Source organism: Variovorax gracilis, from assembly GCF_030317115.1.
Taxonomy (GTDB): Bacteria; Pseudomonadota; Gammaproteobacteria; order Burkholderiales; family Burkholderiaceae_C; genus Variovorax; species Variovorax gracilis.
In genome coordinates this window covers 120065-144564 of the sequence record NZ_JASZYF010000008.1, presented here as the reverse complement: position 1 = coordinate 144564, position 24500 = coordinate 120065, and the positions used below count along the sequence as shown (strand labels likewise).

23 protein-coding genes and 4 riboswitches are annotated in these 24500 nt (G+C 67.9%); of the genes, 10 read left to right on the top strand and 13 right to left on the bottom strand.

The window, feature by feature from the left end; genetic code table 11:
- Nucleotides 1–52 precede the first annotated feature (52 nt).
- From QTH97_RS17570 to QTH97_RS17560, 3 genes are all read left to right on the top strand, one after another.
- The gene (locus tag QTH97_RS17570; RefSeq protein WP_286569664.1) at nt 53–787 is read left to right on the top strand and encodes a helix-turn-helix domain-containing protein; all 735 of its coding nucleotides are present in this window, start codon (nt 53–55) and stop codon (nt 785–787) included.
- 30 nt (nt 788–817) lie between these two features.
- Nucleotides 818–901, top strand: a riboswitch (glycine riboswitch).
- 22 nt (nt 902–923) lie between these two features.
- A riboswitch (glycine riboswitch) is annotated at nt 924–1030 on the top strand.
- A gap of 79 nt (nt 1031–1109) precedes the next feature.
- On the top strand, nt 1110–2357 hold the full coding sequence (locus QTH97_RS17565) for an FAD-dependent oxidoreductase (protein WP_286569663.1): 1248 nt from the start codon (nt 1110–1112) through the stop codon (nt 2355–2357).
- Nucleotides 2358–2383: 26 nt separating this feature from the next.
- A riboswitch (glycine riboswitch) is annotated at nt 2384–2479 on the top strand.
- A gap of 9 nt (nt 2480–2488) precedes the next feature.
- Nucleotides 2489–2594: riboswitch (glycine riboswitch) on the top strand.
- 87 nt (nt 2595–2681) lie between these two features.
- A complete protein-coding gene (locus QTH97_RS17560) occupies nt 2682–3983 on the top strand; it encodes a D-amino acid dehydrogenase (protein WP_286569661.1) in 1302 nt (433 codons plus the stop codon).
- Between the two features lie 20 nt (nt 3984–4003).
- Here the strand turns inward: QTH97_RS17560 and QTH97_RS17555 are convergent, their stop codons facing one another.
- The 5 genes from QTH97_RS17555 to QTH97_RS17530 form a co-directional block, all read right to left on the bottom strand.
- Complete coding sequence (locus tag QTH97_RS17555) at nt 4004–5272, bottom strand: FIST signal transduction protein (protein WP_286569660.1); 1269 nt, start codon at nt 5270–5272, stop codon at nt 4004–4006.
- Nucleotides 5273–5307: 35 nt separating this feature from the next.
- Nucleotides 5308–6096 (bottom strand): PhaM family polyhydroxyalkanoate granule multifunctional regulatory protein, encoded by a 789-nt coding sequence (locus QTH97_RS17550; protein ID WP_286569659.1) that lies wholly within the window; start codon nt 6094–6096, stop codon nt 5308–5310.
- Nucleotides 6097–6172: 76 nt separating this feature from the next.
- Entirely contained in the window at nt 6173–7072 is a 900-nt protein-coding gene (locus QTH97_RS37000; RefSeq protein WP_353655640.1) for a copper chaperone PCu(A)C domain-containing protein, read from the bottom strand.
- 25 nt (nt 7073–7097) lie between these two features.
- A complete protein-coding gene (locus tag QTH97_RS17535) occupies nt 7098–9404 on the bottom strand; it encodes a TonB-dependent receptor (RefSeq protein WP_286569827.1) in 2307 nt (768 codons plus the stop codon).
- A gap of 132 nt (nt 9405–9536) precedes the next feature.
- Nucleotides 9537–9893 (bottom strand): DUF2946 family protein, encoded by a 357-nt coding sequence (locus QTH97_RS17530; protein WP_286569657.1) that lies wholly within the window; start codon nt 9891–9893, stop codon nt 9537–9539.
- A gap of 74 nt (nt 9894–9967) precedes the next feature.
- On the opposite strand from QTH97_RS17530, the gene QTH97_RS17525 reads away from it, so the two are divergent.
- Together QTH97_RS17525 and QTH97_RS17520 are read left to right on the top strand one after the other, a co-directional pair.
- A complete protein-coding gene (locus QTH97_RS17525; RefSeq protein ID WP_286569656.1) occupies nt 9968–10378 on the top strand; it encodes a VOC family protein in 411 nt (136 codons plus the stop codon).
- Nucleotides 10375–11565 (top strand): toxin-antitoxin system YwqK family antitoxin, encoded by a 1191-nt coding sequence (locus tag QTH97_RS17520; RefSeq protein ID WP_353655639.1) that lies wholly within the window; start codon nt 10375–10377, stop codon nt 11563–11565. Before QTH97_RS17525 ends, QTH97_RS17520 begins: the two co-directional genes overlap by 4 nt.
- A 22-nt stretch (nt 11566–11587) precedes the next feature.
- Here QTH97_RS17520 and QTH97_RS17515 read toward each other — a convergent pair whose 3' ends face one another.
- From QTH97_RS17515 to QTH97_RS17505, 3 genes are read right to left on the bottom strand one after another with little or no spacing between them, the layout of a single operon-like run.
- Complete coding sequence (locus QTH97_RS17515; RefSeq protein WP_286569655.1) at nt 11588–12562, bottom strand: Bug family tripartite tricarboxylate transporter substrate binding protein; 975 nt, start codon at nt 12560–12562, stop codon at nt 11588–11590.
- A 39-nt stretch (nt 12563–12601) separates the two neighbouring features.
- The gene (locus QTH97_RS17510) at nt 12602–12829 is read right to left on the bottom strand and encodes a hypothetical protein (protein WP_286569654.1); all 228 of its coding nucleotides are present in this window, start codon (nt 12827–12829) and stop codon (nt 12602–12604) included.
- Nucleotides 12826–14568, bottom strand: a complete 1743-nt coding sequence (locus QTH97_RS17505) for an FAD-dependent monooxygenase (RefSeq protein WP_286569653.1) — start codon at nt 14566–14568, stop codon at nt 12826–12828. The genes QTH97_RS17510 and QTH97_RS17505 overlap by 4 nt, the downstream gene beginning before the upstream one ends.
- Before the next feature lie 73 nt (nt 14569–14641).
- Here QTH97_RS17505 and QTH97_RS17500 point away from each other — a divergent pair, with 73 nt between their 5' ends.
- Nucleotides 14642–15418, top strand: a complete 777-nt coding sequence (locus QTH97_RS17500) for a LuxR C-terminal-related transcriptional regulator (RefSeq protein ID WP_286569652.1) — start codon at nt 14642–14644, stop codon at nt 15416–15418.
- 4 nt (nt 15419–15422) lie between these two features.
- Here QTH97_RS17500 and QTH97_RS17495 read toward each other — a convergent pair whose 3' ends face one another.
- Entirely contained in the window at nt 15423–16442 is a 1020-nt protein-coding gene (locus QTH97_RS17495) for a fumarylacetoacetate hydrolase family protein (RefSeq protein ID WP_286569650.1), read from the bottom strand.
- 100 nt (nt 16443–16542) lie between these two features.
- Here QTH97_RS17495 and QTH97_RS17490 point away from each other — a divergent pair, with 100 nt between their 5' ends.
- Together QTH97_RS17490 and QTH97_RS17485 are read left to right on the top strand one after the other, a co-directional pair.
- Entirely contained in the window at nt 16543–17685 is a 1143-nt protein-coding gene (locus QTH97_RS17490; RefSeq protein ID WP_286569648.1) for a DUF3108 domain-containing protein, read from the top strand.
- A gap of 93 nt (nt 17686–17778) precedes the next feature.
- On the top strand, nt 17779–18090 hold the full coding sequence (locus tag QTH97_RS17485; RefSeq protein WP_081781478.1) for a BTH_I0359 family protein: 312 nt from the start codon (nt 17779–17781) through the stop codon (nt 18088–18090).
- Here the strand turns inward: QTH97_RS17485 and QTH97_RS17480 are convergent.
- Nucleotides 18084–19160, bottom strand: a complete 1077-nt coding sequence (locus QTH97_RS17480) for an AbrB family transcriptional regulator (protein ID WP_286569647.1) — start codon at nt 19158–19160, stop codon at nt 18084–18086. The genes QTH97_RS17485 and QTH97_RS17480 overlap by 7 nt on opposite strands.
- A gap of 62 nt (nt 19161–19222) precedes the next feature.
- Here QTH97_RS17480 and QTH97_RS17475 point away from each other — a divergent pair, with 62 nt between their 5' ends.
- Entirely contained in the window at nt 19223–20053 is an 831-nt protein-coding gene (locus QTH97_RS17475) for a ChaN family lipoprotein (protein ID WP_286569646.1), read from the top strand.
- A 25-nt stretch (nt 20054–20078) separates the two neighbouring features.
- On the opposite strand, the gene aptA is transcribed toward QTH97_RS17475, so the two are convergent.
- Entirely contained in the window at nt 20079–21413 is a 1335-nt protein-coding gene (gene aptA, locus QTH97_RS17470; protein ID WP_286569645.1) for an omega-aminotransferase AptA, read from the bottom strand.
- An 88-nt stretch (nt 21414–21501) separates the two neighbouring features.
- Here aptA and purU point away from each other — a divergent pair, with 88 nt between their 5' ends.
- Nucleotides 21502–22347 (top strand): formyltetrahydrofolate deformylase, encoded by an 846-nt coding sequence (purU, locus tag QTH97_RS17465; protein ID WP_286569644.1) that lies wholly within the window; start codon nt 21502–21504, stop codon nt 22345–22347.
- A 9-nt stretch (nt 22348–22356) separates the two neighbouring features.
- On the opposite strand, the gene QTH97_RS17460 is transcribed toward purU, so the two are convergent.
- Both QTH97_RS17460 and QTH97_RS17455 read right to left on the bottom strand, forming a co-directional pair.
- Nucleotides 22357–23328, bottom strand: a complete 972-nt coding sequence (locus QTH97_RS17460; protein ID WP_286569643.1) for a Bug family tripartite tricarboxylate transporter substrate binding protein — start codon at nt 23326–23328, stop codon at nt 22357–22359.
- Between the two features lie 32 nt (nt 23329–23360).
- Complete coding sequence (locus QTH97_RS17455) at nt 23361–24425, bottom strand: Ldh family oxidoreductase (protein ID WP_286569642.1); 1065 nt, start codon at nt 24423–24425, stop codon at nt 23361–23363.
- Between the last annotated feature and the right edge of the window lie 75 nt (nt 24426–24500).

Below are 24500 nucleotides of genomic sequence, written 5' to 3'. Positions count from 1 at the left end.
CGGCCTACTTTTCCACCACTGCCGGTATCAACCGGCAATACCCGCCTCCCCCATGAGCACCACCGTCGACCTGGTCCAGGCCCTCAAGAACGAACTCAAGAACGCCCACATGACCTACGGGGACCTCGCCAAGTCGCTGGACATGGCCGAATCCAGCGTCAAACGGATGCTCGCCAAGGGCGACATGCCGCTCACCCGGGTCGACGCCATCTGCCGGGCCCTCAAGATCGACTTCGCCGAGCTGGCCCGCCGTGTGGCCGACGCTCAGCCTCTGCTCAAGGAGCTGACGCTCGAGCAGGAAAACGCCGTCGTCAAGGACAAGAAGCTGCTGCTGCTGGCGATCTGCGTACTGAGCCAGTGGACGCTGGAGCAGATCGTCGCGGCCTACCGCATCACCGAGGCCGAGTGCATCGGCTACCTGGCCCAGCTGGACCGCATCGGCATCATCGAGTTGCGCCCGCTGAACCGCTACCGGCTGAAGCTGGCCAAGACCTTTCGCTGGCGCCCTCATGGCCCCGTGATGGATTTCTTCCGCGAGAACGTGGTGCTCGATTACTACCGTGGCGGCTTCGACGGGCCCGCCGAGGGGCTGCTGCTGGTGCATGGATCGATCAGCAAGTCGCTCGCGCCGGCCTTCCTGGACCGCCTGCAGCGCGTCGCGCAGGACTTCGCGCAGCAGCACCAGACCGACCAGAAGCTGTCCCCCAAGGAGCGCGAGGGCTACACCCTGCTGCTGGGCATGCGCAACTGGGAGTTCGAGCTCTTCACGCGTCTGCGCCGGGGCTGAAACACACAGAAACCGGTTTCTTCTATAAAATGGAGGGTTGCAGAAAAGTGGACGCCACGCGTCCCACCGATGGCGCAAACTCCCATGAACGCTCAGGTGAACCGCACTCGCGGTTCGGTCACTGCTTCTTATTGATCAATCGCCGACTGGAGAGACGCCACGCCATGTGGCGCACCGAAGGAGCAAGTCCGCTGCAGGTCGCACCGGATGAATCTCTCAGGTAACAGAGACAGGGGGAGCGGCAGTCTGAACCTCGGGTCACGGCGCTCCGCACAAGGAGCACCAACACCCGCCGTTCATGTCATCCCACAAGGATTTGGACATGCGCGTGGTTGTGCTCGGTGCCGGCTTGCTCGGCGTCACATCGGCCTATTACCTCCAACAGCTCGGCCACGAAGTGATCGTGGTCGACCGGCATGCCACACCCGCTGCCAAGGCTCGCGGCCGCGTGGCGCCGAAGGACGGCGCAGCGACACCGCATCGCCCCGGCTCCGGTTCGACGCGCATCGGCAGTACGCAAGGCAGATGGGCCCGGCTGCGCGCAGGCATGCGCCGCCGCGTCTCCAAACTGCTTGATCGGGCCATCGGCGCGCGCGCGCAGCGAGATCCGCGCGAACACCTCGTGCGACTCGCCGCCTACAGCCGCAAGAGCGCCCGCGTGCTGCGCGATGAGGCGGGGTTGCCCCACGGCTCGCGCGTCGGCGGCCTGTTGAACGTCTTCACCTGCCCCGAGGCCTTCCGCGCCCGCCTGGCGCGGGCGCCGCACTGGTCCGAACTGGGCTGCGAGGAGCAATTGTTCTCGCCCGACGATGCGATGCGCATGGAACCCGCGCTGCGGGCCATGTGCACCCAACTCGCAGGAGCCACCTACTCGGTCGAAGACCCCGCGCGCGATCCTTCGCAGTTCGCCGCCAGCCTGGTCTTCCTGTGCCGCGCGGCGGGGGTGCGATTCCTCACGAAGCACACCGTGGTGTCGCTGAAGGACCGGGACGGCCGGATCGACCGCGTCGAACTGCTCGACCCCGCCGGCCGGCCGATGACGCTGCGGGCACAGGCCTACGTGCTGGCGCTGGGCGCATCGAGCGTTCCGCACGCGGAGTACCTGGGCGTCGACATGCCGCTGAGCTTCGTGCGCGAGTACATCGTCACGATACCGGTCAAGGATGCTGCCCGCGCGCCCCGCGTCGCGCTGCGCGACCTGCAAGGCAAGCTGCGCATCAACCGCATCGAAACGCCCGAAGGCGACCACCTGCGCGTCACCGCCACCGTGCGCGCCGGCCTCGATGAGGATCGCGAGCCGGATTCGGACCGCTTCAACGCCATCCTGAGCCGGGTCGAGATGCTGCTGCCCGGTGCGGCGGATACGGCGCGGGCCTCCCTCGCGACCGAGATGCATGCCGTGAGCACCAACAGCCTGCCGATGATCGGCAAGACGCGCTTGCCCAACCTCTTCCTCAACACCGCGCCCGGCACGCCGAGTTGGATCAATGCGCTCGGCGCGGGCAAGTCCATCGCCCGCATCGTCAGCGGCCTGCGGCCCGAACTGCAGTTCGCCTTCCGCGGCCTGTAGCGCAAAGGGCGGCTGCCCCTTACAATCGCGGCACTGCAGGAGAGCGGGCCGCGCAAGCGGCTCCACCGAAGGCGCAAACTCCCATAAACGCTCAGGTCGGCTCGCAAGACGGGCCTGTACTGCACCAACTGTCAAAGCCGTCTGGAGAGCCATCACACCATGTGATGCACCGAAGGAGCAAACCCGTTGCGGGCGCAATGGGTGAATCTCTCAGGTACCGAGGACAGGGGGAGCGGCAACTTGGACGACCGGTCCGGTTGCTTTTTCTTTTTTCAGCTTCCGTTCCCATTCCGTTCAAGCGCTGCAACCTTCAAGGGTCTTGATATGCGCGTGATCGTTCTTGGCGCCGGCCTGCTCGGCGTGACCTCGGCTTACTACCTCCAGCAACTCGGCCACGAAGTGACCGTCATCGACCGGCAGGCCACGCCGGCCGCCGAGACCAGCTTTGCCAACGGCGGGCAGATCTCGGTGAGCCACGCCGAGCCCTGGGCCAATCCGGGCGCACCGCTGAAGGTGCTGCAATGGCTTGGCAAGGAAGATGCTCCCCTGCTCTTCCGCATTCGCGCCGACATGCGCCAATGGCTCTGGGGGCTGCAGTTCCTGCGCGAATGCACGCCAGCGCGAACCCGCCACAACATCGAGCAGATCGTGCGGCTCGGCACCTACAGCCGCGACACGCTGCAGCAGTTGCGCCGCGACACCGGCATCGGCTACGACCAGCGCACGCAGGGCATCCTGCACTTCTATACGACGCAGAAGGAGTTCGACGCCGCCCTCGCGCCCGCCGAGCAGATGCGTGCTCTGGGCTGCGATCGCCAGGTGATCTCGGCCGACGAGGCGGTGAAGATCGAGCCCGCGCTGGCACACATCCGCCCCCAACTGGCCGGCGCCACCTACACGGCCGAGGACGAGTCCGGCGATGCCAACCGCTTCGCGCGCGAACTCGTGGCGCTCGCGACGGCCGCCGGCGTGAAGTTCCTCATGAGCCACACGGTGACCGCGCTGCGCGAAGCCGGCGGCCGCATCGACCACGTCGAGGCCACCGACAACGAAGGCCGCTTCCAGCCCATCCGCGGCGATGCCTTCGTGCTGGCGATGGGGTCGCTGAGCCCGCTGTATGCCGCGCCGCTGGGTATCCGCCTGCCGATCTACCCGGCCAAGGGCTACTCGGTGACCCTGCCCGTGAAGGACGCCTCCAAGGCGCATCAGGTCTCGCTGACCGACGACGAGTACAAGCTGGTGTTCTCGCGCTACACATCCGCTTCCGGCGACCGGCTCCGCATCGCCGGCACGGCCGAACTCAACGGCTACGACCGCGACCTGAACCGTGTGCGCTGCGAGGCGATCGTGCGTCGCGTCGAAGAACTGTTCCCCGGCGCCGGCGATACCGAGCAGGCCCAGTTCTGGACCGGCCTTCGTCCCGCGACGCCGAGCAACGTGCCGCTGATCGGCGGGACGAAGCTCCCGAACCTGTTCCTCAACACCGGCCACGGCACGCTGGGCTGGACGCACGCGTGCGGATCGGGGAAGTCGATTGCCCGCATAGTGAGCGGGCTCGCGCCGGAAGTGGACTTTGCGTTCACCGGCTTGCACGCAAATGCTTCACCGACGCTCCAGCCCGCGTGAGAGCGTGAGGCGCCGCCGGCTCAGTCGTTGCCGGTGAAGACCGTCAGGACGCCTGTGTAGCCGTACAGGTGGTTCCGCGCGATCTCGCCGGCCGCGAAGAAGCCGACCAGCGGCACGTCGCCCAGCGCATGGCGCACGATCTGCAGCTCCGCGCCCGGCGCCCCGAAGTGCGGACCACCGCGGCCGGAGCAGCTCACGTAGACGGCACCCGCGATGCGGCGGGCCGGATGCGGCGCGGCCTCCGCCTCGCCAGCGGCCACCGCGCGTGCGGTAGCGAGCGTCTGCTCTTCCGGTTCCAGCTCCTCGCGGATCTCGGCGCACACCCGCATCAGGTCGGAACGCGCTGCCTGCGCGTTGCGCCGGCAGAAACTCATGCGCATGCCGGCTTCGGCGTTGTCCGCGATCGCCACGCCGCGACGCGTCGGGTCGAGACCGATGATGTGGCGCACCCGCACGTCGGCACCGAGATCACGCGTGCGCCGGAAGCCGTCGCTGCCTGCCTCGGACAGTCCGACGAGCGTGGCACGCACCGCGTCGACCGCCTGCTCCGGCGCATCGAGCGACACCTGCAGGTCGTCGAGCAGCACATCCAGCGCCGGTTCCCCATCGAGCTTGAGCAACAGGTTGCCGTCGGCCTCGGTGATCTCGCGTTCGATCGATACCGGCTGGCAGCCTTGCGTGACGCGCGACACCAGGCGCACGCCTTCGCCGAACACCACGCCCGACAAGCCGCCCGAGAACACCCCGCCCACGGCGCCGTGGCCCCGGATGTTGCCGTTGCCGCCGATGGCGAACTGCAGCGAACCGGCGCGCCCCGAAGAGAGCCCGCCGAAGAGGTAGCCGGTGTCGGTGCGATCGGCCATCTCGGCGATCAGTTCGCTCAGCTCGGGCGTCCGCGGATCGGCGTGCACGAGCGCCGTGTGCGCCGCAAAGCCGCTCATCTCCGAGCTGGCGAGCGGCGCCACGCCCGAGAACACGCGGTACTGGTCGCTCGCCATCTCGCACAGCATCACGCTGAGCGCCGGCTCGTCGAAATACTCGGCGTTGTTGGCGGCCACGCCCACGCCGACGGTGCCGGACCAGTCGGTGATCTCGGGCAGCTCGGCGCCGAGGTGGTCGAGGATTTCCTGCGCGTCGGCCGCGTAGTGATCGGTGATGTAGAGCAGACCCAGGGAGGGTGAGCGGGCGTAGTCGGGCAGCGCCATCTGCGCCCGAAGTTGGGCGAGCACGAGCCCGGCCGCCATGCGCCATTGCGGATGGGTGGCGTGACCGGAGGGAAACAGCTTCATGCGCGCGGCTTTCTGTCTGGGTTCGTTGCGGGTGGTCAGCGCCCGCGCGCGCGCTTGCGTGCAGGGGCCGATGATTTGCCGGCGGCAGGTGTCTTCTTCTTTGCCGTCTTCGTGGCGGCAGCGGTGGCCGGCTTGCGTGCCGTCGACTTGGCCGGGGCCGGCGCCGCCGTCATTGCCTTGCCGACCGCGTCGGCCAGTGGTTGAGCCATGGCCGGCACCTTCAGCTGGGAGGCGTCCTGCATGGCCGAACTGGCGATCTGCTGGAACTGCTGCGTGAGTGCACCCCACCACTGCATCGGGTCGATGACGCCCGTGCCATCCGCCGCCGCGCCCGCGCCCGCGGACGCCTTCGACGGCTTGGCCTTGGCGGTCGGCGCCTCCTCGACTTCTTCCTCTTCTTCCTGTTCTTCCTCTTCCTCCTCGACTTCCGGCTCCGGTTCAGGCTCCGGCGGCGCGGCACGGAATGAAGGCGCGGACACGGGCGCCGGAGCGCTCGGCGGCCGCGTGAAGACGCTGGCCAGGTCTTCCATGCGCACGTTCATGCCGCGCAAGGTCGAGAGCGTCATCTTCTGCACCTCGAGCGCCTGGATGGTCGCCTTGAGCGCATGGCCATTCTGTTCGAGCCAGTACTGCACCGTCTTGAGTTCCTGGATGCGCTTGTCGACTTCCTCGACGCTGAGCGTCGGCGCGACCCAGCTCGACAGGCTGGGCATGCCGGGCACCGCGCTCGCGCCGGCTGACGCGCTGCCGCTCGCCAGGTTCCGGAGAAAGTCGAAGCCCGGGACGAACTGGCTGAAGGCGAAAGGCTTGCTAGCGTCGCTCATGGGCGGTCTCCGGTGGTGTGGTTCTTGTCCGGGCAGCTTACTCCAAGCGGATGGATTTGGGCTCGGTTTGGGCGCGTCAGTGCTTGTGTTCGCCGCCGGCGGGCGCGGCGCTCCCCGCGAGGACCGGGACGTCGAGTTCCTTGGTGCTCTTCTGGCCCTTGGCGTCCTCGAACTGGAGCGTGAGCGGGACGGTGCTGCCGTTCGCGAGCGCCTTCTTCAGGTCCATCAGCATCAGGTGATAGCCGCCCGGCTTGAGTTCGACGGTTTGCCGCGCCGGCAACTCGATGGCCCCGGCGGCACGCATGCGCATGGTGTCGCCCTCCATCTTCATCTCGTGCACTTCGGCCACGCCGGCCGCCGGCGTCGTGGCGCCGACCAGCCGCGTGCCCGACGGCGCATTGAGCTTCATGAAGGCACCCGTGCCGCTCTGGCCCGGCACCGACGCGCGGATCCATGCATCGCGCACGTCGACCGCCGCCACGCCGGGCGCCAGCACGTCGAGGCGCGCCGCGGGGCTTTCGAGGCCTTCGGTCGAGTTGCCGCCGGCGGGGATCTGAGCCCAGTCGGCGCTCCCGGTGTCGCAGGTCTGCAGCACCTTGAACCACAGCACGCCCGGGGTCGCCGGCAGCTTGCCGCGCACCACGAACTCGGCGCGCTCGCTGCCCGGAAGCGCAGTCTGCGCGGATTCGGCCGTCCAGCGGACTTCGCCGGCGCTGTCGCCCGCCGGCTTCTGCACGTCGAGCGTCCAACCCTTGCGGGCCTGCGCGTCGCTGAAGGCGAAGCCCTTGGGCAGGCGCACGGTGATGCCGGTGGTGCTCTTGGCATCCTTGCACGCGTGGCCGACGCGGAATGCGGCTTCGTACTCGCTGCCGGCGCTCGCCCCGCCGGGCGGCAGGGTCACATGCGCAAAGGCGCTCCCGGCGCCGGCCATGAGGATGCAGGCGGCAACGTGCCGGAGGGGGAATGGGGTGTTCATGGCGATTCCTTTGTGAGAAGTGGAGTCAGAGGTCGAAGCGGAGTTCAGCGGTGTAGGTGCGCTGCGGATACGGATGGAAGTTCCAGTACTGGTAGTTGTTGGCGTTGTCGATGCCGAAGGCGGCCGACCACTGCCGGGCGATCTGGTAGCGCACGCGCAAGTCGACGGTGAAATAGGGGCTCACCCCCGTGTAGGCGTAGCCGTTGACGTCGCTGTTGTCGAGGGTCGAATACTGCTTGCCGCTGTAGCGTGCAGCCACCGTGAAGGCCCAGCGATCGTCGGGCTTGTACGTGGCGAACACGGTGGAACGCCAGCGCGGCACGCGCGGCTGCCACTTGCCCACGCTGGCCGGGTTGCCTGGGTTCGCCACGGTCTTGGAGTCCGCGAAAGTCAGGCTGCCGCCCAGGTCGAGTCCGCGCATGACCACGTCCTGCCCGGTGTACGCCAGCTCGAAGCCGGTCGTCCGGACCTTGGCGATGTTCTGCACGCGCGACACCGTGGTTGATCCGGGAATGAGCTGGCTGAAGATCGCGTCGTCCGTGGTCTCGTGGAACACCGTGGCGCGGGCCAGGCCGTTGCCCAGGTCCTTCTCGGCCGATAGTTCGCTGGTCCATGACTTCTCCGGCTTCAGGAACGGGTCGTTGATGAACGACAGCGCCCCACCCGTCGTGGCGCCGTACAACTCGCCCACGGTCGGAAAGCGCACGGCGCGCCCCACCGAGCCCTTGAGCACCGTGTCTTCGGTGAGCTGGTAGGCCAGTGCCGCCTTGGGCGACACGTCGGACTGGCTGCGCGGAGCGTAGGCGATGGCGCTGGTCGCGATCTGGGTGAAGCCGTTGTCGGCCTTCCAATCCTCGTAGCGCAGACCGAGCACCGCCTTCCACAGGGGTGCGAAGGACCACGCGTCCTGCACCCAGGCGCTCAGGGTTTCGCTGTTGCCGCCGACGTTGCTCACCAGGGTAGTCGGCGGGCCGTTGAGCCAGTTGCCCAGGACATTCGTCTTCAGGATGCCCAGCTCGTAGGCGTCGCGGCCGACGCCGAAGTCGACGATGTGCGCGCCGCCGATGCCCTGCGGCCGCCAGGTGCCCCTGGCCGCCAGTGTGTTCCACCCCGTGGTGCCGCCTTGGTCCTGCAGCGTCCCGGCGCCGCCGACGGCGGCCAGGGGCAAGGCAACGGTCGGCTGGCGCTGCTGGTCGGTCGCGTAGTCGTACAGGCTCGCCGCCACTTCCCAGTCCCACTCGCCCTTGGTGTTGCTCTTGACCGACAGGCCGTGCATGTATTGCGTCTGGTTGTCGTTGGTCAGCGGGAAGGCGGTGGGCGCCAACGTGAAGCTGCGGCCCAGGATGTTGATCGGCCCGGCATACACGGGCGCCCCGGCGCTGTTGCTCAGGTAGGTTTCCGGCCGTCCTTCGGAGGTGTTCTGCCACCAGCCCAGCGTGTAGGTTGCGCGCACCGTGGACGAGAAGTCGTAGGCCAGCTTCAGCTTGGCGTGGTCCTGTACCGTGTGGTACTGCGTCCCGGTGCCAAGGATGTACCAGGGCATGTTGGTCGTGTTCAGTCCCGGCACGAAGCCGGTCACCGATGTGCCGGCGCTGCCCCGCGTGCCGGATGCCAGGGTCGCGGTGGTGAAGGTCAGCGGCTGGCCCTGGCTGTCCGTGCGGGAGACGTCGATCCACCACGACCAGTCACCGCTCCTGCTTCCCAGCGACGCGCTCGTCTGCCAACTGTTGAAGGTCTGGTGCGTGTCGTACAGGTCGAAGGGCTGCGACGAATAGCCCGCCTTGACGTGCGCCTCCAGCTTCGTCGGCATGCGGGTGACGTAGTCCACCACCGCCCCGGCGGAGTTGCCGGGGTACGCCGCGGAGAAGGGGCCGTACATCACGTCCACGCGCTCGATTTCCTCTGGCGTCACCAGCCCCCAGCGAGGGGCGTAGTTGGTGCCGTTGGCGATGCCGTTGCCCAGGTAGTTCGACAACAGGATGCCGTCGGCATACACCGCCGAGCGCGCACTGTTGCCGGTGCCCGAAGCCCGGGTGGACAGGATGGCGTGGTTGTAGTCGCCGATGTAGCGCTTGCGCACCAGCAGGCTGGGCAGGTACTTCAGCGCATCCTCGCTGTCAGTGGCGTTGATGCGCGTCTCGATCTCCTCGCGCGTCACGCTCTCGATGGTGGTCGGGATCTGGGTGGGCAGCGAGGTCGGCTGACCGCCGGTGACGGTGACGACGCCGAGCGACTTGACGCGCTCGGGGCTGTCGTCCGCCGTCGCGGCGGCCTCGGGAGATGGGGCCTGGGCGGCGACAGGGCCGGCGAGCCACGGAAAAGCTGCGCCCATGGCGAGCGACAGCAGGGTCTTCTTGTTCACTTGAAAAGCGCTCCTCGGCCCCTTCAGGGCACCGGTGCATTGGCTGGTGTCGATCAGCGCGCATGCGCCCGACGGGCGTGCAGCGAGATCAGCGGATGCAGCTCAGAGGAAGCGCGGAGGCCCGCGCGCCGGCAACGGCGCGGCGGTGGCCGCGGCGATGCGCGCGGCGGGGATGGATTGGACGGCATGCGCCAGCGGCTGAACCGCAGGCAAGGCAACCACAGGCGTCGGCGGCGGTGCGCCGCTCAGCACGCACAGCGGGCAATCCAGATGGGAGGCGCCCATCTCCTGGGCGCCGTCGTCGGTCTGGACGACCACCTTGACCGCCCCGCTGGCAGAGCAGACCAGTTCAACGGCCTTGGGTTGGACCACCGGCGAAGCCACTGCCACACCCAGCGACAGCACGAACCACATCAGCACGAAGCTGACGAGTCGGTGGGCGCGGCGCAGGGCGGACATGGACCGCGATTATCAACCCGCTCGCCATGTCGCCCCGGCTTGTGGAAAATGATCAATTCGACACAGAAAGTCACATGTCTATCTTTCACCTTGCATTTCACGTCCGCGATCTCGACGAAGCCCGGCGCTTCTACGGGGGCGTACTCGGCTGCGCCGAGGGCCGCAGCACCGATACCTGGGTCGATTTCGATTTCTTCGGCCACCAGATTTCCCTGCACCTGGGCGAACCCTTCGCCACCTCGCGCACTGGCCGCGTAGGCGACGCAATGGTGCCGATGCCGCACTTCGGCATCGTCCTGGAACTGCCGGCTTGGCGGGCGATGGCGGACCGCCTGGAGGCCGCCGGCATCGACTTCGTGCTCGAGCCCCAGGTCCGCTTCGAAGGCCAGCCCGGCGAGCAATGGACCATGTTCTTCTGCGACCCCTTCGGCAACCCGATCGAGGCGAAGGGATTCCGGTCCCTGGACACCGTCTACAACGCATGAACTCCCCTTCGGTCCCTGGCATGAAGTCGATGTCCTGGCGCATGGCCGGGCTGGCGGTCTTGTTTCCGGTTGTCTTCCACGCAAATGCGCAGGCCGTGCAGGACTGCGAGATCAACGGCATTGCCGTCAATCCGGCCAACGGCAACACGACCGCCGGCAAGACCGGCCTGATGCGCTGCAGGGACCGCGACACGCGCGCGCTGGTGCGCGAGCAGCAGATCCAGAGCGGCACGTTCCAGGGGCCCGTGCGCCTTTACGAGAACGGCAAGCTCGTGAAGGACTACAGCGTGAATGCGCGCGGCAACATGGAAGGCCGCGCCCGCGAGTTCTCGCCCGGCGGCCAGGTACTGCGTGACGCAACCTACGACGACGGCCACGAGACGGGCCTCGTGCGCAGCTACTACCCGTCAGGCCAGTTGCGCCGGGTCACCTATTTCGCCGATGCAGTGGGCGAGCGCGCCTCGGTCGAGTTCACCGAGCGCGGCCAGCTCTCGGCGCTGCGATGCGGCGACAAGCCGGTGCTGGCGCCGGCCGCAGACGACGCCAGGCTCTGCGGCTTCGGCGTGGTGCCGTCGCAAGTCGAGTTGTTCGACAGCAAGGGAATACTGCGTTCGCGGCTCTCGTACCTGGCCGGCAAGCGGGTGCGCAGCGAGGAGCTGTACGACAACGGCAAACCCGCCGCGCTCGACGAGACCACGGGCAACCAGCGCACCGAGCGACGCTTCTCGTCCGAAGGCGTCAAGCGGCGCGAAGTGGTCTCGCTGCTGAGCGAGCGTGGCGCGACCAAGCAGCGGGAGCAGGAGTTCTCCGAGAAAGGAACGCTCGTGCGCGACCAGCGCTGGAACCCCGCCGGCGAGCCCGTGAGCGACGAGAGCTTCTATTTGAACGGCCAGCCGCTCAGCAAGGCGGTCTATGGCGTGGGCGGCGATCCCCGCCAGATCGAGATCACCGAGTTCCACGACAACGGCCAGCGGGCCGCCGTCGGACGCTACGTGGCCACGGACCGCTTCCGCCAGACCGCCATCGGCACGCACCAGCGCTTCAGCGACGCCGGCATGCTGATCGCCGAATCGATCTACGACGACAAGGGCCGCATCACCCGCGAGCGCGCCTGGGATGCGAGCGGCAGGCTGGAGCGCGACGACGAAGTGTTCGAGGACGGTTCGCGCAAGGCCTACGCGAAGTAGGTCAGGGCGAACCGGCTGGCCATCAGTCGAGCTTGATGCCGGCGGCCTTGATGATGGGGCCCCAGCGCTTGGATTCCGCACGGGACAGCTCGGCGAACTGCTGCGGCGTGCCGGGCATCGCCTCCATGCCGAAGTCGCTGAAGCGCTTCATCACAGCGGGCGTGCTGAACGAGCGGTTGAGCTCGGTGTTGAGCCGGGTAACGACGGCGGGCGGCATGCCGGCCGGTCCGAGGATGCCCTGGAACGCGAACACCTCGGAGTTGGGCACTCCCACTTCGGCCAGCGTCGGCACGTCGGGCAGCAGCTTCGAACGGGCGCCGGTCCCGATGGCGAGCACGCGCACCTTCTTGCCCTGGATGATCGACAGGCCCGAGGCCAGGTCGAGGAACATGCAAGGCACCTGACCGCCCATCACGTCGGCCATCGCCGGCGCGGCGCCGCGGTAGGGGATGTGCGTGATGAAGGTACCTGTGCGGTTCTTGAACATCTCCATCGCCAGGTGGTGCGGCGAACCGTTGCCGGGCGATGCGTAGTTGACCTTGCCGGGATTGGCCTTCACGTAGGCAAGGAAGGCCTTGAAGTCCTGCGCCGGAAAGTCCGGATGCACCACCAGCGCGAGCGGGAACTTGCCGATGGCGCCGATGTAGGTGAAGTCCTTTTCGGGATTGAAAGGGAGCTTGCTGAACAGATGCTCGTTGAAGGCCAGCACCGCGTTGTCGGCGGACAGGATGGTGTAGCCGTCCGGCTTCGCCTTGGCGACCAGCTCGGCGCCGATGTTGGTCGACGCGCCGGGCCGGTTGTCGACGATGATCTGCTGGCCCAGCGGCTGGCGCATCGCCTCGGCCAGCGTGCGGGCGATCACGTCCGTGCCGCCCCCTGCCGGGTACGGCACCACCCACTTGATGAGCTGCTCGGGGAATCCCTGGGCGCGCGCCCACGGCGCTGCACTGGCGGCCACGGTGGCAGCGAGGGTGGTGAGCAGGGTTCTGCGATCCATCTGAAAGTCTCCTGGTTTTTTGCGGGTCGTCATGAAAGTTCAGGCCGGCGATGCATCGGCCGGCGCCGCGGACAGGGACGGCATGGGCAAGCCATCCAGCGCATGCGCCAGCGCGGCGCGGCATCGGGTCTCGTCGCCGACCTGCTCGAACAGCAGCAGGGCAAGCCGCGCGAGGAAGAGCGATTCTCGCTCGGCGCCGGCCTCGCTGATGGCGCGGGCGCATTCGGCATAGACGCGGTCGCGCGCGTCGTGGGTCAAGGCGGTCATGCCAACTCCTTTCCGGCGAGCGCGGCGGCACGTGCCAGCGCCCGCAACAGCGCACCCTGCGGCACGCGGCGCCACCGCGCGGCCACGTGGCCGTCGGGACGCAACAAATAGATGGCGCCCTGCTCGGCCCCGAGGGCCTGGAAGACGGACTCTTCGGCGCTGCCGGGCGGAAGCTCGTGCATCACGACGGGCACCGGCCCGGCCTGTGCCGTGGCGATGTCGGCGGCGAGCGCGGCGTCCGTGCCACGCATGTTCAGCACGAGCACGGTGAAGTTTGGCCGCAGCCGGTCGGTGAGATGCAGGCCGCGGGCCAGGGGCTGGTCGGGCATCACCTCGCCGGGGTGGGGTCCGGACGCAAGTTCATCGCTGTCGCTGGACAGCGCCGAGGCGTCGTAGCAAACGGCTTGCGTCTGGCGCGGATTGATCAGGTTCGCGATCTCGCGGTGCGCGCCGGACAGCGAAAGCGCCGCCTCGCGCAGCAGGTCGAAGCCCCGCGAGGGCGGCGACATGAATTCGGTGCTGCGCATTGCGCTCTCGGCATTGATGTGGAAGGCCGCGATGCGCTCCTGGGAATAGCTGTCGAGCAGCGAAGCGGCGGACACGCCCTTCACCACCAGCGCCAGCTTCCACGCCAGGTTGTCGGCATCGTCGAAGCCCGAATTCAGCCCGCGCACCCCGAAGATCGGCATCGCGTGCGCCGCATTGCCGGCGAACAGCACGCGGCCGTGGCGGTAGCTCTCCAGCGTCATCGCGCCGGCGCGGTAGACCGAGGTCCACACCGTCTTCCACGGCAGGCGCCCTTCGCCGATCGCCTCCAGATGCCGCTGGACGAATTCCTGCACCGCGGCGGGCTGGAGCGCTTCTTCGGTGCTCTGCCCTGCACGCAACTGGTAGTCGATGCGCCAGATGTCGTCGGGCTGGCGGTGCATCAGCACGGTCGAGCCGGGGTTCCACGGCGGATCGAACCAGGCGCGCCGCTCGGTCGGGTGCTTGCTGTGCAGTTCGATGTCGATGATCACGTAGCGGCCTTCGTAGCCCGTGCCTTCGAGATTGAGGCCGAGCGTCTTGCGCACGAAGCTCTGTCCGCCATCGCAGCCGACCAGCCATTGCGCGCGCAGCGCGTAGGCGGCCAGCGGATTGCGCGCCTCCAGCGTGAGTCCGTCGGCGTCTTCGGTGAAGCCGGTAAGTTCGGTGCCCCAGCGGATGTCGATCAGGCCCGGCGTCGCCTCGTTGCGGCGGAAGATCTCGTCCAGCAGGTACTGCTCGATGTAGTACTGCTCGAGGTTGATCATCGGCGGCAACTTCTGCTGCGCGGCGTGCGGCATCTCGAAGCGGAACACTTCGTCGGTCTTGTAGAAGCTGCGCCCGCCCGTCCAGGGCAGGCCCTTCGCCAGGAAGGCCGGCAGCGCGCCGAGACGCTCGACGATCTCCAGGCTCCGGCGCGAAATGCAGGCCGCGCGGCTGCCGACGCAGACCGTGTCGTCGGCTTCGAGGATCACGCAGCGTACGCCGTGGTTCGCCAGCCCGAGCGCAAGCGACATGCCGACGGGGCCGCCGCCCGCGATCACGACCGGATGGCGTCCGGGCTCGACGCCCTCTTCCAGCGGAGGTAGCCAGGGCTTGAACTGGGTGTAGTGGAATTCGCCGACCGACGGCGGCAGCTCGCCGGCGACCGGCGGCAACGGGCCCGTGGCGGCGTCGCCTGCGCGTGCGGTGGGTGGGGTCACAGCGGTAGTCATGTGCAGGATTGTCCTGATGCGGCCTTGCAGCCGATGTCGTAACTTCATACGAAGTGTTAACCCTGGGAACCTGATGAAGCGCTGGCCCATCCATGGCGCCGAACATGCCGTGTCAACGCCCGTCGTCAGCGGCGTGCTTGCGGGCATCGGCACATCGCACCTCGCCGCCAGCTATCTCGTCGCCATGCATCGCGTGCTGCCGGTGACTTTCTGCACCGTGTTCGCGGTGAGTGCGACGGGCCGCATCGAAACCGTCTCAGCCGCCAGTTCCTACGGCAACACTGCGGAGCGCACGGCCGAGCGCTACGTAGCCCAGCGTTTCGACCTGCTCGACCCCAACATGGCCTGGCTCGCCGCGCGCAAGCTGCCGAAGCGCCCGCAACTGTGGCTGGGCCACCAGCACGCCGAGGAGGTGGCCGACCCCGCCTACCGCGCGGCCTGCTACGGCGACGTCGGCATCCGCGAGCGCGCTTCGGTGCTGCTCCTGTTGCCGACCGGCCAGCGCGCCGCGGTGAGCTTCTATCGCAGCCTCGCGCAGCCCGACTTCGGCCCGACGGATTTCAGCTTGCTTGAAACGCACGCCGCACTGCTGGCGGACGCCACCGCCGCGCACGGCCGCATCGCCGTGGCGGCGCGCGAGGCGGTGGAGCCGTCCCTGGCTTCGCGCCTGCTGGTCCTGAGCCTGCGCGAACGCGAGGTGATCGGCCATCTGCTGGCCGGCAAGACGGGCAAGGAAGCGGCGCGCGAGATCGGCATCGAACTCACCACGGTGCGGACGCATCAGTACCGCGCGTTCCGGAGGCTGGGGATCGGCAGCCTGAAAGACCTGCTGCGCGGCGCAAGTGTGTAGGGCGCTACTTGCCCGTCCCAGGTGCCACCACTTCCTGATCGATCGCCCCGAAGATCGTCTGTCCATCCTTCCCCTTCATCTCGATCCGGATGGTGTCGCCGTACTTCATGAACTCGGTGCTGGGCTGGCCGTCCTGGATGGTCTCGATGCACCGCTTCTCGGCGATACAGCTGTAGCCCTTGGGCCATTCCATGCGTCCGCCCTTCGGCTCGAAACCCTTGTTGCTCACCGTGCCGCTGCCGACGATGCTGCCGGCGCGCACGTTGCGCGTCTTGGCGATGTGCGCGACGAGTTGGCCGAAGTGGAAGGTCATTTCGTCGCCCGCGTCGCACATGCCGACCTTGCGGCCGTTCCACGTGCTTTGCAGCGTGAGGTGCACGCGGCCGCCCTGCCAGGCATCGCCCAACTCGTCGAGCGTGACGGCCACGGGGCTGAACGCCGTGGCAGGCTTGCTCTGGAAAAAGCCGAAGCCCTTGGCCAACTCGGCGGGGATCAGGTTGCGCAGGCTCACGTCGTTGGCAAGCATCACGAGGCGGATGCCGTCCAACGCCTGCGCGGGCGTGGCGCCCATTCTCACGTCGCCGGTGATGACGGCGATCTCGGCCTCGAAGTCGATGCCGAAGGCTTCGCTGGCGACCACGACCGGATCGCAGGGGCCGATGAAGTCGTCGCTGCCGCCCTGGTACATCAGCGGATCGATATAGAAGCTGTCGGGCACTTCAGCGTTGCGCGCCTTGCGCACCAGTTCCACGTGGTTGATGTAGGCCGAGCCGTCGGCCCACTGGTAGGCGCGCGGCAGCGGCGCCATGCATTGGACGGGGTCGAAAGGAAAGGCGTGCCGCGCGCGTCCCGCGTTGAGCCCATCGTACAGATCCTGCAGTTGCGGGCTCATGAAGCCCCAGTCGTCGAGCACCTGCTGCATTCGGCTGGCGATGCCGGTGGCGTAGTGGGCGCTGGCGAGATCGCGCGAGACGACGACGAGCTGGCCGTCGCGCGAACCGTCTTTGAGGGTGGCGAGTTTCATGGTGGCGGCGGATGCCGGCGCGGCATCGCTACTAAACTGGTTGGACGGGCGGCAGTGTACCGAGGTGAACCTCGCGGGCGGCGCCTGATCCACACCTCTGATGCCCTCGCTCGCCTCCCCTGCCGGACCCGACGATGCGCGCCTGCCCTGGCGCGCACTGGCGTTGCTGACCTTGGCCGTGGTCGCCGCGCACCTGGCCTTGCTGGGTGTCACGCCGGTCACCGTGGGCACCCGGCAGGCGCCGCTGGACAACACGTTCACCACGCGGACCATCGTCATCGCGCCGCCGCCCGCGGCCGCGCCTGCGATACCGGAGGCGGAGGCCAAGCCGCCGCCCCGGCCGGCGCCTCCGAGGACGGCGGCCGCCCGCCCTCCCCGTCCCGCGGCGTCTGCGCCGAAGCCCACGCATGAACACACGCCGCAGGACCTGCTGGCGCAGAACGCCATCGATACAGGGGGCGCCGAAGGGCCGGTGTCGCCGGGCGCTACCGACCCTGGTGCATCCACCGCGGGTGCGGGCGACGTTGGCACAGCCGAAGCCGCCGCAGCCAACGAAGCCTCCGCGGCCAACATGCCGGGCGCCGTGCCCCTGCACATTCCGGGTTCCGTGCGGCTGGCTTTCGCGGCGACCGCCCAGGTGGGCACGACACCGATGTCAGGCGTCTTCGGCGAACTGGCCTGGCTGCAGGACGGAGAGCGCTACGACGCCCATCTCTCGCTCACTTTCCTGTTCAAGACGCTGCGCCGCTGGACGAGCACCGGCGCGATCGGCAAGACGGGCATCGAGCCGCTGCGCTTTTCGGACAAGCGCAAGACCGAAGTCGCCTCGCACTTCGCGAGGGACCAGGGCCTGGTCGTGTTCAGCAACAACACGCCCAGCGTGATGCTCCTGGCGGGCGCGCAGGACCGATTGAGCGTATTGATGCAACTGGGCGCCCTGCTGGCCGGAGACCCACCGCGCTACCCGCCGGGGTCGGTGATCGCCGTCCAGACGGTCGGTCCGCGCGATGCCGAGATCTGGACCTTCAACGTCGGCGAAGAGGAACAGCTGAGCGTGCCCGCCGGCAATTTCACGGTGCGAAAACTGACCCGCAACCCGCGCCTGCCCTTCGACGACAAGGTCGAGGTGTGGCTGGCGCCCGAGCTGGGCTATCTCCCCGTGCGCCTCAGGCTCACCCAGGCCGGCGGCGACTTCGCCGACATGCAACTGCGTGAACAAGTACCGTTGCGGCCTTCGAACTAGCCATTAGCATCGGAGAAACAAAAAGATACAGCCAAGTGCCTACAACGCAACGATCGATATTGAAACTGGCGCGTTGATTGCTATCTAACCACCATGAACGCCATCGACATCCTCACAGGACCCGAAATGCAAATGCTTTACGACTCCGACTCGTTCGTCGTCGTGCACGTGCAGCCGACGGAAGGCGAAGCGCCCGTGGCGCCCCACCTGCCGGTGCTGGCGCGCCACGGCTTCGAGATCGTCGACAAGCGCTCGGGCAAAGAGGTTTACCTCGACGGCTCGTGGGCCGAGCTTTTCCAGCAGCAGATTGCGGCCTGGCAGCTCAACACGCCGACCCAGGAAGAAGTGGAAGACACCCTCGAGGGCTACGCCGAGCTGGCGCACACCCCCGTTCTGGTTCACTGAGCGCCGCGGCGCTCCCGGCGCTCCACCCACCCGTACATCGGGCCGACGATCAGCAGCACAGCCACCAGCCGGCAGACCTGGAACGCCGTGACCACCGGCACGCCGAGTTGAAGCACCTTCGCGGTGATCGACATCTCGGCGATCCCGCCCGGGGAGGTTCCCAGGATCATCGTCGCGGGATGCAACCCGGTCATCCGCGACAAGCCCCATGCGAACGCGCCGCACAGCGCGATCAAGCCCAGCGTCCCGACCGCCACCGTCGCCAGCCAGCGCGGCGCCGTGTGCAGGAATTCCCGGCTGAATCGGGCGCCGAGGCTCACGGCGATCACCAGCTGAGCGGCATTCGAGAGCCACGTGGGTATGCCCGACAACTGCTGCCCGGCCACGGTGAGCCCCATCGCCACCAGCAAGGGCCCCATGAACCACGGATTGGTGCGGCCCGTCGCGCGCATGGCGAGCCCGCCGATGCCGGTCGCCATCGCAAGCAAGGCCAGGCCGCCGCCATGCACCGCTCGGGTGCTCGACGCATTGATTTCCAGCCCGTGCATGCCGCTCCACTGCATCCCGAACGGCACCAGGATCGTCACCAGCACTACCCGCAGGCTGTGCGCGGCGGCCACCAGGTCGGTACGGGCGCCAGTGCGCTCGGCCAGCAAGGTCATTTCCGACGCGCCGCCGATCGCGCCCGAAAAGTAAGTCGTGGCTCTCATCGTGCGCACCGGAATGTGCGGCATGCGCTTCACATGCAGGCGATGCAGCCAGAGCCCGAAGATCCAGCCCATCGCGAGCGCCCAGGCGATAGCGAGCGCAATCGCCCACCACACGCTCGCAACCAGGGAGACCACCTGCGGCGTGAAATAAAGCCCCAGCGCGACGCCGATGACCCACTGCCCCGCATTGCGCAAGGGTGTGTGGCTCGCGGTCGGCACTCCGGCGATCGAGGCGACGGACACCGCCAGCAGCGGGCCGATCATCCAGGGCAGCGGCGTACGCAGCGCCACGCACGCGCCAGCCGCCACCAATGCGAGCAGGAGCGTGGCAAGAACACGGATCGGGAAGCGGAGGGACACGGACAGGAAGAATCGAAATAGGACGGCGGCTGAGCGCTCAGGCCGAGCATTAGTATGGCTGCATGTTTTTTCGACGCTCTTTCGCACTGTCCTGCATGGCGCCGTTGCTCGGTGCCGCGATGCTTTCCGGCTGCACGGGTTTCGCGCCCGCCGCCGATGCCCCGATCGACCGCCGCGTCGCGACGCTGCTGCCCGCCGATGCCCTGCTGCTGGGTGAACAGCACGACGCGTCCGAACACCAGGTCATCGAGCGCGAAACGGTTCTGGCGCTGGCCGGGCGCGGCCGGCTGGCGGCGGTTGCGATCGAGATGGCCGAGGAAGGCAACAGCACCGCCCATCTGCCGACCGATGCGAGCGAAGCGCAGGTCCAGGCCGCGTTGAGCTGGAACGACAAGGGCTGGCCCTGGGCCGCCTACGGGCCGGTGGTGATGGCGGCGGTGCGCGCGGGCGTGCCCGTGGTCGGTGCCAACCTGCAGCGCGCCCACATGAAGGATGCAATGTCCGACGTCTCGCTCGACGCGCAATTGAACGATGACGCCCGCGCATCCCAGCGCGAGGCCGTGCGCAGCGGCCATTGCAACCTGCTGCCCGAAGCGCAGATCGTCCCGATGACCCGCATCCAGATCGCACGCGACCGCGCGATGGCCCAGGCCGTCGTCAAGGCGAAGCAGCCGGGCAAGACAGTGCTGCTGGTGAGCGGCGCCGGTCACAGCAACAAGCGGCTGGGCGTGCCGCAGCACATGCCGACCGACGTGTCGGTCAAGGTGGTGCGGATGCGGGCGGGGCCGGCGGATGCCACCGACGGCGCCTTCGACGTCGTCTGGGCGACCCCGGCGCTGCCCGAGAAAGACTACTGCGCGGGCGTCAAGGCGCCGGCCCGCCCCCAAGGCTGACACGGCCCCTTGGGGAATTCAGTTCTCAGGCGGACTTCCTGATGGCGTCGGCCAGCGTATTGACCAGCGTGTCGATGTGCGACTTCTCGACGATGTACGGCGGCGCGATGACCAGCACATCACCCGCCGGCCGCACCAGCGCACCCTTGTGATAGCAGTCCAGGAAGACGTCGTAGGCCCGTTTGCCCGGTGAGCCCGCGATCGGCGCCAGCTCGACCGCCGCTGCCAGCCCGAGACTGCGAATGCCGATGACGTTCGGCAGCCCCTTGAAAGTGCTGTGGAACGCATCGCCCAGCACCTTGCCCATCTCGCCGGCGCGCGCGAACAGCTGCTCCTTCTGGAACAGCTCGAGCGTCGCGATCGCGGCCGCGCAAGCCACCGGATGGCCCGAATAGGTGTAGCCGTGGAAGAACTCGACGACGTGCTCCGGCGCCGAGGTGTTCATCATTTCGTCGTAGAGCTTGTCGCGGCAGATCACCCCGCCCAGCGGGATCACGCCGTTGGTCACGCACTTGGCGAAGTTGAGCATGTCGGGCACCACGCCGTAGTAGTCCGACGCGAAGTTGGTGCCCATGCGCCCGAAGCCGGTGATGACCTCGTCGAAGATCAGCAGGATGCCGTGCTTGTCGCAGATCTCGCGCAGCTTCTGCAGGTAGCCCTTGGGGGGCACGTACCAGCCGGCCGAGCCCGCGATGGGCTCGACGATGATCGCCGCCACGTTGCTCGGGTCGTGCAGCGGCAGGATGCGCTGCTCCAGGTCGGCCAGCGGGTCCTCGGCCCACACCGGCTCCTGGTTGTGGATGTAGGCGTGGTTCGCCGGGTCGTGGATGAATCGCATGTGATCCACGCGCGGCAGGAAGGCCGAGCCGAACACCTTGCGGTTGCCCGGGATGCCGCCCACCGACATGCCACCGAAACCGACGCCGTGGTAGCCCTTCTCGCGGCCGATGAACACGTTGCGATGGCCCTCGCCGCGCGCGCGGTGATAGGCCAGCGCGACCTTCAGCGAGGTGTCGGCTGCTTCACTGCCCGAATTGCAGAACAGCACCTTGTTGAGGTCGCCCGGCGCCATCGCGGCGATCGTCTCTGCGGCCTTGAATGCCTTGTCGTTGCTGACCTGGAAGGCCGTCGCATAGTCGAGCGTGTCGAGCTGCTTCTTGATCGCCTCGTTGATCGGCTTGCGGTTATGGCCTGCGCCCACGCACCACAGCGAGGAGATGCCGTCGATCACCTTGCGCCCGTCGTGCGTGGTGAACTCCATCCCGTCCGCTGCCACGAAGACCCGCGGGTCCTTCCTGAAGTGGCGGTTGGGGGTGAAGGGCAACCACTGGTTGTCCATGCTGAAGTCGTTGAAGGCCATGAATCGCTCCTGCGGGTTCGTTCTTGCTGGAACGGGCATTTTGGCACCGGCGACGCCCGGCGATGGGCCTGCGACAATGGCCGGCCTTATGAATCCCGCGTACATCCTCACCCTTTCCTGCCCCGACCGCACCGGCATCGTCCATGCCGTCTCCGGCTTCCTGCTCGAGCGCGGCGGCAATATCGAAGAAGCGGCGCAGTACAACGACCATGGCACGGGCCTGTTCTTCATGCGCGTGCGCTTCGCCTGCGACCAGAGCGAAACCGCGCTGCGCGAGCAGATCGCGGACCTGGCCTCGAAGTTCGACATGCGCTGGAAGCTGCATGCCGCCGCCGAGCCGATGAAGACCGTCATCCTGGTCAGCAAGGAAGGCCACTGCCTCAACGATCTGCTGTTCCGCTGGAAAAGCGGCCTGCTGGCCATCGACGTGCGCGCCATCATCTCGAACCACCGCGACTTCTATCAGTTGGCCGCCAGCTACAACGTGCCCTTCCACCACATCCCGGTGACGGCCGCCACCAAGGCGCAGGGCGAAGCGAAGCAACTGGAGATCATCGAGGCCGAAGGCGCCGAAATGGTGGTGCTGGCGCGCTACATGCAGATCCTGAGCAACGATCTGTGCACCCAGCTTGCCGGGCGCGCCATCAACATCCACCATTCCTTCCTGCCCAGCTTCAAGGGCGCCAAGCCCTACTACCAGGCGCACGACCGCGGCGTGAAGCTGATCGGCGCGACCGCCCACTACGTGACGGCCGACCTCGACGAGGGTCCGATCATCGAGCAGGACGTGGAGCGCGCCGACCACACCGACACGGTCGAAGACCTGACCGCGCGCGGCCGCGACACCGAGAGCCAGGTGCTTGCGCGCGCCGTCAAGTGGCACAGCGAGCACCGCGTGCTGCTGAACGGCCACCGGACGGTGGTTTTCCGCTGAGCCGGCCGCTCAGTCGGCCTTGATGTTGTTCGCCTGGATCACCTTGCGGTAGAGCGCGTACTGCTCGCCGATCGCGCGGCCGAATTCCTCCGGCGAGGTGCCGCGCACGGTGATGCCCAGGCCGACGAGCTTGGCGTTGGTGTCCGGGTCGTCCAGCGCGCTGCGCATGGCTGCATGCAGCCGGTCGATGACCTCCTTCGGCGTGCCCTTGGGCGCGACCATCGCGAACCACGAGTTGAAATAGAAGTCCGGCAGCCCGGATTCGGCCACCGTCGGCACGTTCGGGTACTGCGGCAGGCGCTTCGGCGTCGACACGGCCAGCAGGCGCAGCTTGCCGCCCTGGATCAGCGAAGTGACGGTGCCCAACCCCTGGAAAGCCGCGTCGACCTCCCCGCCGGCCACCGCGACCGCCGCCGGCGTCGCGCCCTTGTACGGCACATGCGTCACGCTGATGCCGGCGCGCGAGGCGAACATCGCCATCGCGATGTGCTGGGGGCTGCCGCTGCCGCCCGAGCCGAAGTTGAGCTTGCCGGGCGACGCCTTCGCTGCCTTGATGAAATCCTCCACCGTGCGAAGCGGCGAATCCGGCGGGACCACCAGGCCCCACTCGATGGTGCCGACCAGCGAGATCGGCGCGAAATCGGTCAGCGCGTCCCAGCCGGCCTTGGGGTAGATGTGCGGAATCATCGTCAGCACGCTGTCGTTGAAGCCGCCGATGGTGTAGCCGTCCGGCGCGGCATGCGCGACGCGGTCGGCGCCGATCAGGCCCGAGGAACCCGGGATGTTTTCGAGGACGAAGGGCTGACCCAGTTCGACGCCCATCTTCTGCGTCAGCACGCGCGCGCCGTTGTCCACCGCGCTGCCCGCCGCGAGCGGGATCACCATGCGGATCGGCTTGGTCGGGAAGGCCGGCTGCGCCGAAGAAGCCATCGCCGCGGCGCTGATCCACGCGGCGACCAGGAGGCGTTGCAGGAATGTCATGTGGGGTTGTCTCCGTTCTTTTTCATTGCGGTTCAGCGCAGCGCGGGGATGCCGAGGCGCGAGGCCAGCTGGTCGAGATCGTCGACCAGCGCGGCCGCGACCGGCACGCCGCTCTTCTCGTACGCCGCACGCCGGCCGTGGCTCTGCTCGCCCGGCAGCCAGATGCGCTCGACACCCGGCAGGCGCTCGCTGTTGCGAATGTCGCGCACCAGCGCATCGACGGACGCCTTGAAGGGTCCCGCGCCACCAAAGGCCGCCAGATCGATCACCAGGATCGCCTGGCCGGTGTTGGTCGGCGTGACGTGGTCGGCGTTGAAGTCGACGAGGTCGCGCCCCATCGCCGCGCCCTGCAGCGTGCCCGCCAGCAGCCCCACGATGAGCGCCAGGCCATACCCCTTGTGGCCCCCGATGGGCATCAGGAAGCCCTCGTGTGCGCGCCGGGGGTCGGTGAGCGGGCGCCCTTCGCGGTCGATCATCCAGCCTTCGGGCATCTGCTCGCCCCGCTTCGCCTTGGCCTTCACCTTGCCGTAGGCCGCGACGGTGGTCGCCATGTCCAGCACCACGGCCGGCTCCTCGCCGGCAGGAATGCCGGCGGCGATCGGGTTGGTCGACAGCAGCATCTCCATGCCGCCCCAAGGCGGCAGGTGGTTGGCATTGCCGACCGCGAAGTACAGCCCGATCATGTCGTGCGCCACCGGCATGCGCGCGTAGAGCGAGGCCGGCCCTGCGTGGTTGCTGTGGCGCGTGCCCACCCAGGCGACCCCCGCACTGCGCGCCTTCTCGATCGCGATGCGCACCGCCTGCGACACCACGAGATGGCCCATGCCGTTGTCGCCGTCCACCACCGCCATGGCGGCGCGCTCCTCGACCACGCGGATATCGGGACGGACATTGATGCCGCCCGACTCGATGCGCTGCACGTACTGCGGCAGCCGGATGATCCCGTGGCCGTCCGAGCCCTGGAGGTCGGCCTCGGCCATGAGCCCGGCGACGCAGTCGGCGTCGGCGGCCGGCAGGCCGACACGCACCAGCGCGGCGGCTGTGAAGCGCTTCAGGCGCTCACTGGAAATCCATATGCTTTTGCTATCGGTCGTCATTCTTCTTGGCGGGGCTTCCGCAGCGCGCCGCGCCCCGGCCTTGTCTCCGTGCTAATGATTTCGGACGCAGTCTAG

What these genes read in the sequence shown, in the direction of transcription:
- QTH97_RS17570 (WP_286569664.1), top strand. Translation starts at nt 53, where the DNA reads ATGAGCACCACCGTCGACCTGGTCCAGGCCCTCAAGAACGAACTCAAG.
- QTH97_RS17565 (WP_286569663.1), top strand. Translation starts at nt 1,110, where the DNA reads ATGCGCGTGGTTGTGCTCGGTGCCGGCTTGCTCGGCGTCACATCGGCC.
- QTH97_RS17560 (WP_286569661.1), top strand. Translation starts at nt 2,682, where the DNA reads ATGCGCGTGATCGTTCTTGGCGCCGGCCTGCTCGGCGTGACCTCGGCT.
- QTH97_RS17555 (WP_286569660.1), bottom strand. Translation starts at nt 5,272, where the DNA reads ATGAAGCTGTTTCCCTCCGGTCACGCCACCCATCCGCAATGGCGCATG.
- QTH97_RS17550 (WP_286569659.1), bottom strand. Translation starts at nt 6,096, where the DNA reads ATGAGCGACGCTAGCAAGCCTTTCGCCTTCAGCCAGTTCGTCCCGGGC.
- QTH97_RS37000 (WP_353655640.1), bottom strand. Translation starts at nt 7,072, where the DNA reads ATGAACACCCCATTCCCCCTCCGGCACGTTGCCGCCTGCATCCTCATG.
- QTH97_RS17535 (WP_286569827.1), bottom strand. Translation starts at nt 9,404, where the DNA reads ATGGGCGCAGCTTTTCCGTGGCTCGCCGGCCCTGTCGCCGCCCAGGCC.
- QTH97_RS17530 (WP_286569657.1), bottom strand. Translation starts at nt 9,893, where the DNA reads ATGTCCGCCCTGCGCCGCGCCCACCGACTCGTCAGCTTCGTGCTGATG.
- QTH97_RS17525 (WP_286569656.1), top strand. Translation starts at nt 9,968, where the DNA reads ATGTCTATCTTTCACCTTGCATTTCACGTCCGCGATCTCGACGAAGCC.
- QTH97_RS17520 (WP_353655639.1), top strand. Translation starts at nt 10,375, where the DNA reads ATGAACTCCCCTTCGGTCCCTGGCATGAAGTCGATGTCCTGGCGCATG.
- QTH97_RS17515 (WP_286569655.1), bottom strand. Translation starts at nt 12,562, where the DNA reads ATGGATCGCAGAACCCTGCTCACCACCCTCGCTGCCACCGTGGCCGCC.
- QTH97_RS17510 (WP_286569654.1), bottom strand. Translation starts at nt 12,829, where the DNA reads ATGACCGCCTTGACCCACGACGCGCGCGACCGCGTCTATGCCGAATGC.
- QTH97_RS17505 (WP_286569653.1), bottom strand. Translation starts at nt 14,568, where the DNA reads ATGACTACCGCTGTGACCCCACCCACCGCACGCGCAGGCGACGCCGCC.
- QTH97_RS17500 (WP_286569652.1), top strand. Translation starts at nt 14,642, where the DNA reads ATGAAGCGCTGGCCCATCCATGGCGCCGAACATGCCGTGTCAACGCCC.
- QTH97_RS17495 (WP_286569650.1), bottom strand. Translation starts at nt 16,442, where the DNA reads ATGAAACTCGCCACCCTCAAAGACGGTTCGCGCGACGGCCAGCTCGTC.
- QTH97_RS17490 (WP_286569648.1), top strand. Translation starts at nt 16,543, where the DNA reads ATGCCCTCGCTCGCCTCCCCTGCCGGACCCGACGATGCGCGCCTGCCC.
- QTH97_RS17485 (WP_081781478.1), top strand. Translation starts at nt 17,779, where the DNA reads ATGAACGCCATCGACATCCTCACAGGACCCGAAATGCAAATGCTTTAC.
- QTH97_RS17475 (WP_286569646.1), top strand. Translation starts at nt 19,223, where the DNA reads ATGTTTTTTCGACGCTCTTTCGCACTGTCCTGCATGGCGCCGTTGCTC.
- aptA (WP_286569645.1), bottom strand. Translation starts at nt 21,413, where the DNA reads ATGGCCTTCAACGACTTCAGCATGGACAACCAGTGGTTGCCCTTCACC.
- purU (WP_286569644.1), top strand. Translation starts at nt 21,502, where the DNA reads ATGAATCCCGCGTACATCCTCACCCTTTCCTGCCCCGACCGCACCGGC.
- QTH97_RS17460 (WP_286569643.1), bottom strand. Translation starts at nt 23,328, where the DNA reads ATGACATTCCTGCAACGCCTCCTGGTCGCCGCGTGGATCAGCGCCGCG.
- QTH97_RS17455 (WP_286569642.1), bottom strand. Translation starts at nt 24,425, where the DNA reads ATGACGACCGATAGCAAAAGCATATGGATTTCCAGTGAGCGCCTGAAG.